Here is a 13,930-nt window from a genome sequence, read left to right as displayed (position 1 = left end):
AAATAATGAAATTAGAAAGTCTTGAATTTGAGAACAACGGATTTATTCCGGAAAAATTTACCTGCGATGGTGCAGACATCAATCCTGGTTTGATTATTGAAGATATACCTGAAGAAACAAAAAGATTAGCCCTCATTATGGAGGACCCTGATGCGCCGATGGGAACCTGGGTACACTGGGTGTTATTTAATATACACGTAATTGATGTGATAGAAGAAAATACCGTTCCCGGTACCCAAGGAACCAATGATTTCAGGAAATTAGAATATGGAGGTCCTTGCCCTCCTTCCGGTATTCACCGTTATTTCTTTAAATTGTATGCTCTCGATGAAAAGCTTCATCTGGAAGAGGGTTGTAAGAAGAAGGAATTGGAGGAGGCCATGGAGGGACATATTTTAGCTACAGCAGAATTAATTGGCCGATACCAGAGAGCGAAAAATAAAGAATAAAGGAAGTTAGAAATGATGAATAAACCAACAAAATGGATTCTATGTTTAGGATTGATTTTATTTGCGGCTGTTAATGGTTATGCTGCCGAGATTGAAGCGCAATCTGAGATTAGCGAGATTTGTGTCTATACTGATTCTGCTTTGATCAACCGGGTTACCCATCTTGAACTTAACCAGGGAACTTATACGGTAGTTTTTTCCAATATTATTCCTGAGGTTGACGAGAGTTCTTTAAGGGTTTCTGCGGAAGGAACAGCGCTCATCAAACTATTTGGAGCACAGGTTAAAAGAGAGTATTTAGAAGAAGTGCCTTCTGAAAGGATAAGGCAATTAAAAGAGGAGATCCAGAAATTAGAAGACGAGATGACCCGATTGCAAAACCTGAAAACCGTTCTCGCTGAGAAGAAGAAGTTTCTAAACTCTATAACTTTATTTTCCAATACGCAAATCCCTCAAGATTTGATAACCAATATGCCGCAAATAAGCGATTTGGAGAATATTCTTGGGTTTTTAGATACAGAATTAAAGGATATTTACAACCAGTCTTTGGATTGTGAATTTGAGATAAGGGATTTGAATAATAAACTGGATACTTTGAAGAGAGAATTGTCTCAGATATCCGGGATACAAAGGAAAATACAAAGATCAATTATGGTAGAATTGGAAGCTTTGAAAGAAGGGACTATAGACCTGAAAATTTCTTACCTGGTAGGAGGGGCTTCCTGGGACCCCATATACGATGCCCGCGCAAATTTCGAAAAATCCGAAGTAGAATTGGTTTCTTACGGAGTAATTAGACAGGTTACCGGCGAAGATTGGGTAGAGGTAGCTTGTGCCTTGTCAACCGCTAAGCCAAGAACCGGAGGAAATATGCCTTATGTTGATTCCTGGTTTTTAAGACCCTATCAGCCTGAAATAATTAGGGATAAAGTATCTATGGTACCGGCACCCGCATATCAAACGGAAGCATTTAAAAAAGGAGCAGAAACCTTGGAAGAGGTGGCCGAGTCAGAGATGAAATATGCCACTGCCGAAGAAAAAGGTATTGCAATAATCTACAATCTCCCTTCCAAAGTAAGTGTAAAATCTGATAAGTCGGAACATAAATTTCCTATATCTTCGCAAATCTTATCAGCCGAATTTGAATATTCAAGCTATCCCCGGGTTAGCCCCTTTGCCTACCTTGGTTCACGGGTTACCAACAGTGAAGATCTTCAATTGCTCGCTGGCCGGGTCAATATATTTTTAGAGGGTGATTTTGTGGGATTTTCCGGCATGGGCAATATTGCACCCAGCGAGGAGTTTGATCTGTATTTGGGGGTCGATGAAAATGTCAAAGTAAAAAGGGAATGCCTGGAGAAGAAAGTCGATGAAACGCTGATTGCCGGGATTCCTTCGCGGACCAAACGCACTACTTATAAATATAAACTTAGCGTAGAGAACTACAAATCTAAGAAGATCAAAGTAAAACTATTCGAAGCTATGCCGGTCTCCGAGGACGACCGAATTAAAATAAAGATAGAAGAGATAAGTCTTGAACCGGGAGTAAAAGACTGGGAAGACCGGAAGGGGATCTGGTTATGGGAACTGGAATTAGAATCCCGGCAAAAGCAGGAAATATTTTATACCTTTACCATTGAACATCCCCGGGATATGCAGGTAGAAGGCCTTTAGAGGGAGGCGATAAAGTAAATAAATTTATTCTGGATAGAACCCAGTGTGTGCATTAAAATAAAAAAGAAGTCTAAGGAGGAATCAAATGTTAAAAGTAAATAAAAATATATCCTTTGGGATTGTTATTGTCTGCATAATATTATTCCTTGGCAGTACCTGTGTGGCCGGAATGAGCTTACAAGAAGTGATTAACAATATGCAAAAAACTTATGAAAAACAGATGAAGGGAATTAATGATTATACTATCGTTCAAAAGGGCAGCGGAGGGGTGGCTGCTATGGCAGGAGAAACTACTATCTATTATAAGAAAGCGGAAATAAAAGGGGAAGTCATCTACAAAACCCGTACTGAATCAGAAGTAATGGGTATGGCTATAGTTACTATTTATGATGGAAATTATAATTGGACAAAAAATCCGATGACCGGGGAAATTGAGAAGAAAATATCTGAATATAATCCAGGACAGATCTGGAAAAATATAGATTTGAACAAGAGTAAATATTTAGGAGAGGAAGAGATTGACGGAGAGAAAACTTATATCTTACAAATTGATAATGCTCTGCAGGTGATGGGAAATACTCAGAATTTTTCTCCACAAGGGGAACAATCGGGAGGATCTGCGGAATCTTCAGGGAAGCTATGGATTAGCAGTAAGACCTGGATGCCTGTTCGTATGCTTATGGTAATGAAAGCAAAACCAGGGGCAGGAGCAGAAGGAATGGCTATGAATACGGAAATAACTACAGATTTAAAAGACTATCGGCAAGTTGGCACCATGCTTCATCCCTATCAGCTGGTTATGAATATGAAAATGGAAATAGATACCTCCGGTTTAAGCGAGCAAGAAAAAAAGGAACAAGAGCAGGCAATGCAGATGATGAAGTCCATGATGTCGGGAATGGGCTCTTTCAGCATAGATACGCTTGATGTAAAAGTTAATACCGGTCTTTCTGATGATCTTTTCGATGGGAGTAAGATGAAATAATTTGAAAAGATGCGGCTTGGGAATAAAAATATTTTCCGGAGGTTATCCGATAAAGGTAAGGGCAGCAAGTAGAGATAGAAAAGTAGTCAAGAGGAATAGTTCATGGATTTAGAAAAGAAACAAATTGAAATAATAGAACTATTGGCGGAACATGAGAAAGAGATTGGCCGCCTCTATAGAGAATATGCTCATCAATTTTCCGAACAAAAGGATTTTTGGTCTAAAATAGCAAGAGAAGAATTAGAACACGCTAGATGGATCTTCAAGCTTCACTCTAAAGCAAAGGAAGGGTCGTTGTTTTTTAAACAAGGAAGATTTAAAGTGGAAGCGATAAGAACATCACTGGAATACATTAAAAATCAAATAGCTGAAGCGCAAAACAATAAAATATCAAATAAATATGCTTTATCAGTGGCTCGAGACATCGAAAGTGGCTTGATAGAGAAGAAATTTTTCGAAGTCTTTGAGCCTGATTGCCGAGAAATTAAACAAGTTTTACTTGATTTAGCCGTGGCTACCGGGGAACATTATAATAGAATAGAGCAGGTTTGGAAGGAAACTATATAATCAGCCCGAAAGTAAGAGACTGATTTTTTAAAAAATATTTTTTCGGCAATGAAAGAAAGTTCCTCCCTTTCACGTATAAATAAGTGAATGACAAAAAAATTGTCAACAAAAATTTTAAGGAGGAACGAACAGAATGATAAGTAGAAGAATTTTAAAAACAGGAACTATCTTGCTGATCATCGCGCTGGCAGTAGGAATTTTCGCCGCTTTGGTTTTAGCGGACGGTAATGGATTAAAAGGAAAGGGGAACTCTTTCCAGGGGCAAAACCAAAATTGTGCAGACTGTATAGGGAGCCCAAATAATGGAATTAATGCTAAAATGGGGAATAATAAAAATGCACCCGATGAGGATGGAGATGGTATCCCCAACGGACAGGATACGGATTATGTACTGCATAATTGTGAGGAAGAATGTGATGGTACCTGTGAGGGTGTACCCCAGGGGAATGGTTGGAGAAGAAATTCTACAGATAATATTTCTGGATTACAAGTTCATATAAGTGGAATGGAAATGAAGACTATGACCATTGCCAAGATTGCTAATCTTTGGGGGGTAGATGCCAATCAATTATTAGAGGGAATTAAGAATGAATTTAAACTTACTAAAACCTATACTCTTAACAATACTATAGATGATTTAAGGGGAGAATATCGTTTTTCGCCTTACCAGATAATGGAGATTGTAGAAAGAGTAAAAACATTATCAGCCGAATAAATTTTTAAACTATCAAAAAAATAATTAATTTTAATGAATGAAAAAAGCTCCCTTACTGATAAGAGTAAGGGGGCTTTTTTGGTTGAAAATCATTTTCAAACCACAGATTGACAAAAAGATACAATTATAGTATCATAATAAAAGTGAAAGAGAGAGTTATAATAAGAGGCGTTTTTATCAAACAAGCAAAGGGTGATGGATAAGTGAAGTTTATTACCAGAAACACCGATTACGCGGTAAGGGCGCTTTGTTATATTACCGAACAAAAACAAGAAGTCATCTCCGGTGACCAATTAGTGGCATCATTGGAGATGCCCCGCCCCTTTTTGAGAAAAATACTACAAACTTTAAACAAAGAAGGGTTACTTAATTCATCTAAGGGCAAGGGCGGAGGTTTTGCTTTGGCTGCGTCTCCCGAGAAAATAACCCTATTTGATATCATGAAAATATTTCAGGGATCGATAAGATTAAATGAACATAAATTTAAAAAAAACGATTGTCCTTTTATCAACGATTGTCTTTTAAAGAAAAAGATAGACGAGATAGAACAGGAGGTTAAGGAAAAATTAAAATCCATAACCATAGCGTCTATAACAAAAAAGGAGGTAAAGGTAAATGACTAAGAAATTAGAGATCTATAAGTGTGAGGTTTGCGGAAACATTGTTGAGGTGCTGCATGAGGGGAAAGGAGCTTTAGTCTGTTGCGGACAGGAAATGAAGTTGATGAAAGAACAGACTGCTGATCAGACGACCGAAAAACATGTACCGGTGATGGAGAAAATTCCTTCCGGGATTAAGGCGATAATCGGCTCAACTCTACATCCTATGGAAGAGAAACATTATATCGAATGGATCCAGGTGGTTACTGAGAAAGGTACTTCCCGAAAATATTTGAAACCCGGGGATAAACCGGAATCCTTCTTTAAAGATGTGGAAGGATTGAAAAAGATTAGAGAATATTGCAATGTCCATGGTTTATGGGAACATACAGAAGGCAAATAATACGGGGATTGTAGGGACGTATCGCGATACGTCCCTACTACACCTTTTTTCATTTAAAATTTTAATTTTTTAAAGAGGGAACAAGAAAATGGATTTAAAAGCACTTTACAATATTAGTTATGGTATTTATATAGTCAGTTCAAAAAAAGAGAATCGTATCAATGGACAGATTGCCAATACAGTTTTTCAGACTACTTCCGAACCGGCTACTATAGCAGTTTGCATTAATAAAAAAAATTTAACCCATGAATTTATTACCAAAAGTAGGGTCTTTGCCGTTTCGGTATTAGAACAGGACACTGATATGAAATTTATCGGAAGATTTGGTTTTAAATCAGGAAGAGATGAAGACAAATTTAAGGGAGTAGACTATAAGATAGGGAGAAGCGGTTCGCCCATAGTTATGGAAAATACCTTGGCTTATATCGAGACAGAGGTAATAGGGGAAATGGATGCGGGAACTCATACCCTGTTTATCGGGAAAGTGGTGGAAGCAGAGAATATTAAACCAGGGAAACCATTGACTTATGATTATTACCATCAGGTGCAGAAAGGCGTTTCTCCCAAGAATGCACCTACTTATATTCCTAAAGAGGAAAAATCGAGGGAAAAAATAAATACAGAAAGAAAGGAGTTTAAAAAAATGTCTAAATTTAAATGTACCGTTTGTGGATATATTTATGAATCTGAAAAAGGAGATCCTGAATCAGGAGTAAATCCAGGAACTCCCTTTGAAGACCTGCCTGATGATTGGGTATGCCCGGTATGTGGTGCCAGTAAAGATGAATTTGAAGAGGTGAATTAGAAATGGCGGTAAAAAAGATAAAAAAAGATATTTACTGGGTAGGAGCAATTGATTGGGATAGAAGGCTATTTGATGAACTCATTCCCCTTCCCGAGGGTACCAGTTATAATGCTTATCTAATAAAAGGGCAAGAGAAAACAGCTTTAATCGATACGGTAGACCCGACCAAAGAAGATGATTTATTAGACAATTTGGATGATCTGGAGATAGAGCATCTGGACTATATCGTGGTAAATCATGCTGAACAAGACCATTCCGGGGCTGCTCCTCTATTATTGGAAATGTATCCAGAAGCAAAAGTGGTAACCAATGAGAAATGCAAAAACATGTTAAAAGATCATCTTTTTGTGACGGAAGATCGGGTAATAACCGTAAAAGATAATGACACTCTCGATTTAGGGGAAAAAACGCTGAGATTTATCATTGCTCCCTGGGTACATTGGCCGGAAACCATGTTAACTTATTTGGAAGAAGATAAAATTTTGTTCAGCTGTGACTTATTCGGAGCACATCTTGCCGAGAGTAATTTATGGGTGGATGATGAACCCAGAGTTTATTTTTCTGCCAAACGTTATTATGCAGAGATCATGATGCCTTTCCGTAACAATATCAAAAAGCATTTAGAGAGATTAAACGAATTGGAGATTAAAACTATTGCACCCAGTCACGGCCAGATCTATTCTCATCCGGAATTCATTTTGTCAGCTTACCAAGATTGGATTTCCGATGAGGTGGAGAATGAAGTAATCATTCCTTATGTCTCTATGCATGGCAGTGTCGAGGAGATGGTGTATATCTTAAGTGAAGAATTAATGAAAAAAGGGATAACGGTGAAACTATTTAATCTTTCCAGGACTGATATAGGCGCTTTGGCTATTGCCCTGGTAGATGCCGCCACTATTGTCATTGCCTCCCCTACGGTTTTAGCCGGTGCACATCCCCAGATGATCTCAGCAGTTTATCTGGCTAACGCCTTAAGGCCAAAATTAAGATTTGCCTCGGTTATCGGCTCTTACGGGTGGGGAGGAAAGATGCTGGAAAACATTAGTGCAATGATAGGAAATTTAAAAGTAGAGATTCTTTCTCCGGTGATCATAAAAGGCTATCCCAAAGAAGAAGATTATAATTCTTTAATAAAATTAGCCGGAGAAATAGCAGAAAAACATAAAAATTTATAAGGTTGGCAATCCCTAAAGCGCCACAAAATTATAAGGCAGTGGTATGTGGTATAATGAATGATAGTGACTCTGCTCTATAATTAAACTAAAGCTAATGGGTTTAAAAACACCTTTTAAAAAAATATTTTAGGAGGATAGAAAATGAAAGATCTAAAAGGAACAAAGACCGAGAAAAATTTAATGGAAGCCTTTGCTGGAGAATCCCAAGCCCGCAATAAATATACTTACTTTGCTTCCGCTGCCAAGAAAGAAGGATATGAGCAGATTGCTTCTATTTTTTTGGAAACAGCTGAAAATGAAAAGGAACATGCCAAGCTGCACTTTAAAGAATTATCCGGGATAGGAAATACGGTTGAGAACTTAAAAGCAGCAGCAGCCGGTGAAAATTACGAATGGACCGATATGTATGCTCGTATGGCCAAAGAAGCAAAAGAAGAAGGATTTGAAAAGATTGCTAAAATGTTCGAGGGAATTGCTAAAATTGAAAAAGGACATGAAGAACGTTATCGGAAGCTGTTAAAGAATATAGAGCAGGAAAAGGTATTTAAAAAAGAAGGAAAAATATTTTGGAAATGCCGGAATTGCGGCAATATCTATGAGGGGGAGGAAGCACCCGAGATCTGCCCGGTATGCAAGCATCCTCGAGCATATTTTGAAGTAAAACTTGAAAATTATTAAATTAAACCGTCATCAAAAATAGGTAAAAATATTTTACTATTTGGGGAGGATAAAGGTTAATATGGTCCAAGAAAAAAAAACTTTAAAAGAAAGAGTTGAAATTGCTTTAGAAAAGATAAAACCAGCCCTTCAGGCCGACGGAGGGAATGTGGATCTGGTGGAAGTTACCCCGGAGGGAATAGTAAAAGTTAAATTAACCGGTGCCTGCTACGGCTGCCCAATGAGCCAGATGACTTTAAAGATGGGCATCGGCAGGTCCTTAAAAAAGGAAGTTCCGGAAGTGAAGGATGTTGTAGAAGTATAAACATTTGAGGCTGGGGAAATTTCAGAAGTTCAATACAGTTTAGGAATACTCGAATATTTTTTTTACAAGTTAGATTACCTATTAATTCTTTTCTTTTTTAGTAAAATGGTTTATAATGGATGAAAATTATTTTCTATTTTCTATATTATATTTAGGAGGAGTTACTATGAAGAGATATTTGTTGTGTTTACTGGTTTGTTTATTCCTTTTTTCCTTCCACTTTATTTCCCTGGCTCAAGACCCTCTGACGGAAGCCGATGCACTTTTTGATCAGAAGACTGTAGATAGCATGTTTGCTTCCATTCCTCTTTATGTTAAGGCAGTGGAAGCCAATCCGGACAGTTATGAGGCCAACTGGAAATGTGCTCGGGCTTACCGGGAATATGCGGATTATAACCTTGAGCATGAATTAGAAGGGTGGAAAGACCTTTGTAAAGATTATGGAAAAATTGCTATGGGGTATGCAGAAAAAGCCATAGAGCTTGAACCTGATAAAGTAGAGGGACAATATTATTATGGATTGAGTGCAGCTACTTACTCTGACGGGGTTAGTATCCTTAGAGCCCTAAAAGAAGGATTAAAAGGAAGTACTCAAGATGCCTTTTATAAAGCCTATGATATAGACAAAATGTATGATATAGGAGGCCCAATGTTAGCTATAGGACGTTTCTGGCATCAACTCCCCATCCCTTTTAGAAATAAAAAAAGAGCTGAAAAATTTCTTGAAGAACATCATCAATACTTTCCTGACGATCCCGAAGGTTTGGTTTATTACGCAGAATTGCTGATAGATAGAGGGAAAAAGAAGGAAGCAAGACCTATCTTAGAGATGGCAATTGCCGGTGATGAACCCTACTACAGTAATTGGGCAAAAAGATTATTAGAAGATTTGTAATTTGGAAAAAGAATAAAAAAGAAGGGGGAATCATCCCCCTTCTTACTCTCTTCCTTCCGCTACCCTTTTGATTGACAAGGATATCAGCCAAAGGTTATTATAATAAAATCATGTTAATTAAATTTATTTTTTCTTACTATCAAAAAGCCCCCTTAAAAATGTTATTTGGATTTCTTATGCTGGTGGCGGTAGACATTGCCCAGCTTATCTCGCCCCGCATAGTCCAACGAGCGATAGATTATATTATTAGTATTTACAGCACCCCCGGGGACAGTTATGAATATCTGGGGAAATTTACCCTCTTAATCTTTGCCCTGGCTATAGCCATCGGGATTTTTAGATTTTTCTGGAGAATGATCATTATTGGAATGTCCCATTTTATGGAGATGGACTTTAAGAACAGGCTATTTAATCATCTGCTTTTGCTCTCCAACTCTTTTTTCACCAGAACAAAGATTGGGGATATTATGGCTCACATGACCAATGATATGACCGCAGTAAGAAGAGCTTGTGCCTTCGGCGTAATTGCCGGCTTTGATGCCGTCTTTCTTTTTTTAGCCACCCTGGTATTTATGTTAACTATTAATGCACGACTTACTTTTTATGCCCTGATCCCTCTTCCTATTATTGCCCTGATATCCTTATTCTTTGTCAAGCTATTATTCAGAAAGTTCAAAAATGTTCAGGAATTGTTTTCTCTTCTGACCGAAAAAGTGCGGGAAATGATATCCGGCATAAAGATTATACAGGCCTTTCAGCAAGAAGAGCCGGAATCTAAGAACTTTGACCAATTAAGCCGGGAGTATCTGGAGAAAAATATTTCCCTGATTAAAATTTGGGGAACCATGTACCCGTTGATATTTTTATTTGCCGAGGTCGGAATAGCTATTTTACTCTGGGTCGGAGGTCAGCAAGTGATCCTTAATGAGCTTACCATCGGTGAATTAGTTGCCTTTCTTTCCTATATGGGGATTATTGTCTGGCCGATGATGGCCGTGGGAATGGTGATCAATGTATATCAGCGAGGCAATGCTTCTTATAAGCGTATTCTTGAACTTCTGGAAGAAAAAGTGGTACTTTATGATGCCCCCGGTGCGGAGTATCATACGCTGAAAGGCAATATAAAATTGGAGAACATCCATTTTTCTTATAGGGAACAAGCTGTTCTCAGCGATGTCAATATTGATATACAACAAGGGCAGTTTATCGGCATATGCGGGAAGATAGGCTCCGGAAAAAGTATCATAGCCAGATTGATTTTGAGGATTATCCAGCCTCAGCAGGGAAGAATATTTTACGATTCCATCGATTATAGAAAGATCAGGATAGCTGCGGTAAGGGATAGCATAGGATATGTTCCCCAGGATTCTTTTCTTTTCTCGGACACCATAGAGGATAACGTTCGGTTTGGCAAGCCCGAAGCAACTTTAGAAGAGATAGTTCAAGCTTGCCGGGTGGCCTCGATAGATAAAAATATCAGGGAATTAAAGCAGCAATATAAAACACCAGTGGGAGAAAAAGGGGTTACCCTATCCGGGGGTCAAAAACAGAGGCTGTGTATTGCCCGGGCGATTATCAGGAGACCTCAAATACTTATTCTTGATGACGCTCTAAGTGCAGTGGATACTAACACCGAAAAGGAGATCATCCGAAATTTAGAACACTATTCTCAAGGCATTACTACCATTGTCATATCCCACCGTATATCTTCCTTTATCAAGGCGGATAAGATATTTGTCCTGGATAAGGGAAGAATTGAAAGCAGCGGCACTCATCGGGAACTGATCAAAAAATCTGATATCTATAAAAGTATTTATAAAATTCAAAAATTGGAAGAATAAAGATGAAAGAAGAAAAATTATATTCTGGTCTGGACAGAAAGATATTTTCCAGACTATGGCAATATGGAAAACCTTACGCCGGGAAGATTATCATCATCTTCCTTCTTATTCTTGCCATAAGTGGTATAGAGATTACCCTTCCCTTAATTACCAAAAATGTGGTCGATAATTATATTGAAAAAAGTTATTTAAAGTTAATTCTTAATGATAGAACGGTGGAAGTTACCGACCGCTATATAGCCTACCGGGTGAGGTCTAATAGCTTTATTTTCATTCCCTCGAACTTGTTAAGCAAGGATGAATACCTGGAGCTGCAGAAAGATTCGCTCATCCTGCCGGAAAAATATTTTATGATCAGGGAGGAAGAAGAGCTAAATAAATTGAAGCAATATCAACTTAACCTGGTCAAAACGGATAAAGGCTATTTTGTCCCTTATAGAGAAATGCAAAATATTCCCTCGGATAATCTTAAAATCTTAAGAGTTGATGATTTAAAAATGGTTAAATTATTTGCCCTATTATATGTAGGGCTCCTACTGGTATCTTTTGTTTTTAATTATCTTCAGGTAGTAATGATGGCAGTGGTCAGTGAAAAGGTCATGTATGACCTAAGGGGCAATCTGATAAGACATCTGATGTCTCTTTCTCTGAACTTTTTTAATAATAATCCTATCGGTAGATTGGTAACCAGGCTAACCAATGATGTTGATGCTTTAAGAGAAATGTTTACCGATGTCTTTGTTTATTCTGCCAAAGATCTTATTATGGTAATAGGCATACTGGTGGTAATATTCAAACTATCACGCCGATTAAGTTTGATCATATTTATTCTTATTCCGGTCATGATGATGATACTCTACTTTTTTCAGAGATATGCTCGGGAGGCTTACGGAAAAGTAAGAATTGCCCTGGCTAAAGTAAATAGTTTTCTATCAGAGGCAATTTCGGGAGTCTTACTGATTCAGACTTTCAATCAAGAGGGTAGGTCTGAAGATAATTTTAATAAAACCGGGATGAATTATTATCGTGCCAATATGTATCAACTGTTGATATTTGCCATATTCAGGCCATTAATTGATGTGTTATCTTATTTTGCCCTAGGTGCCTTGATATATTTTGGGGGTAAGGGAGTACTGGGAGAGGAAATTTCCCTGGGAGTGCTTATTGCTTTTATATCTTATATCCATATGTTTTTTAGGCCGATTTTTGATTTTTCGGAAAGATATAATATATTACAATCCGCTATGGCTTCATCGGAGCGAATATTTTTACTTTTTGAGGAGGATGACAAGATACCTTCTCCTGAAGTGCCTGAGCATCCTGGCAAGATAGAAGGGAGGATAGAGTTTCGAGGAGTATCTTTTGAATATAAAGAAGGGGAAAAGGTTATTGACCGGGTCTCTTTTATAGTTGAACCAAATGAATCGGTTGCTTTTGTGGGGGCGACCGGGGCAGGGAAAACAACCCTCATTAACCTTCTTTTAAGATTCTATGAACCTACCGAGGGGGAAATTCTTATTGATGGAATTAACCTGAAAGATATGGATTTAAAATTTTTAAGGAACTATTTCGGATTAGTCTTGCAGGACGTTTTTATGTTTGCCGGGGACATTAAATATAATATTATCCTTAATAATGAAATAGAGGATAATAAGATGATCGAATATGCAAAATATGTTAATGCCCACCAATTTATCAGTAAATTGAAGAAAAAATATGAGAACATAGTTTCCGAAGGAGGGTCAAATCTTTCCACCGGCCAAAGGCAGCTCATTGCCTTTACCCGGGCACTGGCCAAAGAACCCAGAATACTCATCCTTGATGAGGCTACCAGCAGTATAGACAGCGAAACCGAATATCTTATTCAGGATGCCATAAAAAAAATTATGAAAGGCAGAAGTAGTATCGCCATCGCCCATCGATTATCTACCATTCAGGATGTTGATAGAATATATGTTATGCATAAAGGTAAAATCGTAGAAATGGGAAATCATTCGCAGTTAATTGCCAAACGAGGTTATTACAACGAGCTGTACAAATACCAATACCTAAAAACATAGCAGACGATAGCCGTTTTCTGTTATGATGATAGTAATTTAATAAATAAGGAGAATAAACCAATGCAAATAATATTTATTTCCGGACTGATCGGGTTCGGTACAGCGGTCATTATATTTATTATTTTTTGGATTTTTAAATTAAAATACAGTGCACCGGGCAGAACAATAAATATCCATACTTCTCTTGAAGAACTTCGCTCGGTAGGAGAATTGGTGGTATTTAAAGTGGTTACCAAAGAGATTGTTACTACTTCAATGCACTGGTTGGGAGAGAAAGGGAAAAAATATTTCCAATGGTTAATTTCCACTAAAAAGATGGCTATGATTTTCGAATTTGATATAGATTTCAGATATAATCTTCGTAGTTCGGACTTTGTTATTGAGGAACAAGGGGAAAAGAATTTCCGATTAAAAATGCCCCAGTGCTTTTACGAAGTTCATATCAGAGATATCAGTTTTTATGACGAACAAAATGCAAAGTTTCTTCCCTGGTTACTTCCTGACCTCCTCAATCGGGCTTTCGGTTCAGGATTCAATGAAAGCGATAAAAATTTGCTTCTGGAAGAGGCTAAATATCAGGCCACCCAAATGGCTGATCATTTAGTACGGAAAATGCGTTCGGAAGTAGAGAATTCTGCTCGGCAAACCCTAGAGGCTCTAAGTAAAAATTTTGGAGCAGAAAAAGTTGCCATAGATTTTACTGATTCAAAACTGATCCAATCCCAGCTTGGTCCCATCCTTTTAGGGGAAAAAAGTAAAAAATAGCTTTATTTAAAT

Annotated in this window: 15 protein-coding genes; all 15 read left to right on the top strand. The window is 37.8% G+C overall.

The genetic code is table 11. From position 1 onward, the window contains the following. The first annotated feature begins 5 nt into the window (after positions 1-5). The 15 genes from ENO17_08435 (at position 6) to ENO17_08365 (ending at position 13,918) form a co-directional block, all read left to right on the top strand. A complete protein-coding gene (locus tag ENO17_08435) occupies positions 6-449 on the top strand; it encodes a YbhB/YbcL family Raf kinase inhibitor-like protein (GenBank protein ID HER25059.1) in 444 nt (147 codons plus the stop codon). Positions 450-461: 12 nt separating this feature from the next. Continuing rightward, on the top strand, positions 462-2,123 hold the full coding sequence (locus ENO17_08430; GenBank protein HER25058.1) for a mucoidy inhibitor MuiA family protein: 1,662 nt from the start codon (positions 462-464) through the stop codon (positions 2,121-2,123). A gap of 85 nt (positions 2,124-2,208) precedes the next feature. Then, positions 2,209-3,108: a hypothetical protein gene (locus ENO17_08425; protein ID HER25057.1), complete on the top strand. Its 900-nt coding sequence runs from the start codon at positions 2,209-2,211 to the stop codon at positions 3,106-3,108. Between the two features lie 102 nt (positions 3,109-3,210). Next, complete coding sequence (locus ENO17_08420) at positions 3,211-3,675, top strand: hypothetical protein (GenBank protein ID HER25056.1); 465 nt, start codon at positions 3,211-3,213, stop codon at positions 3,673-3,675. 133 nt (positions 3,676-3,808) lie between these two features. Further along, complete coding sequence (locus ENO17_08415; protein ID HER25055.1) at positions 3,809-4,390, top strand: hypothetical protein; 582 nt, start codon at positions 3,809-3,811, stop codon at positions 4,388-4,390. 203 nt (positions 4,391-4,593) lie between these two features. Beyond that, a complete protein-coding gene (locus ENO17_08410) occupies positions 4,594-5,013 on the top strand; it encodes an Rrf2 family transcriptional regulator (GenBank protein HER25054.1) in 420 nt (139 codons plus the stop codon). After that, a complete protein-coding gene (locus ENO17_08405) occupies positions 5,006-5,392 on the top strand; it encodes a desulfoferrodoxin (GenBank protein HER25053.1) in 387 nt (128 codons plus the stop codon). The genes ENO17_08410 and ENO17_08405 overlap by 8 nt, the downstream gene beginning before the upstream one ends. 88 nt (positions 5,393-5,480) lie before the next feature. Further along, positions 5,481-6,197: a High molecular weight rubredoxin gene (locus tag ENO17_08400; protein HER25052.1), complete on the top strand. Its 717-nt coding sequence runs from the start codon at positions 5,481-5,483 to the stop codon at positions 6,195-6,197. A gap of 2 nt (positions 6,198-6,199) precedes the next feature. Continuing rightward, positions 6,200-7,375, top strand: coding sequence for an FprA family A-type flavoprotein (locus ENO17_08395; protein ID HER25051.1), 1,176 nt, complete (start codon positions 6,200-6,202; stop codon positions 7,373-7,375). Positions 7,376-7,516: 141 nt separating this feature from the next. Then, positions 7,517-8,053, top strand: coding sequence for a rubrerythrin family protein (locus ENO17_08390; GenBank protein HER25050.1), 537 nt, complete (start codon positions 7,517-7,519; stop codon positions 8,051-8,053). 61 nt (positions 8,054-8,114) lie between these two features. Further along, positions 8,115-8,357 (top strand): NifU family protein, encoded by a 243-nt coding sequence (locus ENO17_08385; protein HER25049.1) that lies wholly within the window; start codon positions 8,115-8,117, stop codon positions 8,355-8,357. A 166-nt stretch (positions 8,358-8,523) separates the two neighbouring features. Further along, positions 8,524-9,252 (top strand): tetratricopeptide repeat protein, encoded by a 729-nt coding sequence (locus ENO17_08380; GenBank protein ID HER25048.1) that lies wholly within the window; start codon positions 8,524-8,526, stop codon positions 9,250-9,252. A 110-nt stretch (positions 9,253-9,362) separates the two neighbouring features. Continuing rightward, positions 9,363-11,093 (top strand): ABC transporter ATP-binding protein, encoded by a 1,731-nt coding sequence (locus tag ENO17_08375; GenBank protein ID HER25047.1) that lies wholly within the window; start codon positions 9,363-9,365, stop codon positions 11,091-11,093. A 2-nt stretch (positions 11,094-11,095) separates the two neighbouring features. Further along, complete coding sequence (locus ENO17_08370) at positions 11,096-13,153, top strand: ABC transporter ATP-binding protein (GenBank protein HER25046.1); 2,058 nt, start codon at positions 11,096-11,098, stop codon at positions 13,151-13,153. 60 nt (positions 13,154-13,213) lie between these two features. Next, positions 13,214-13,918 (top strand): DUF4230 domain-containing protein, encoded by a 705-nt coding sequence (locus tag ENO17_08365; GenBank protein HER25045.1) that lies wholly within the window; start codon positions 13,214-13,216, stop codon positions 13,916-13,918. Positions 13,919-13,930 lie beyond the last annotated feature (12 nt).

Source organism: Candidatus Atribacteria bacterium (assembly GCA_011056645.1).
GTDB classification, from domain to species: domain Bacteria; phylum Atribacterota; class Phoenicimicrobiia; order Phoenicimicrobiales; family Phoenicimicrobiaceae; genus Sediminicultor; species Sediminicultor quartus.
This window is presented reverse-complemented; position numbering and strand designations above follow the sequence as displayed.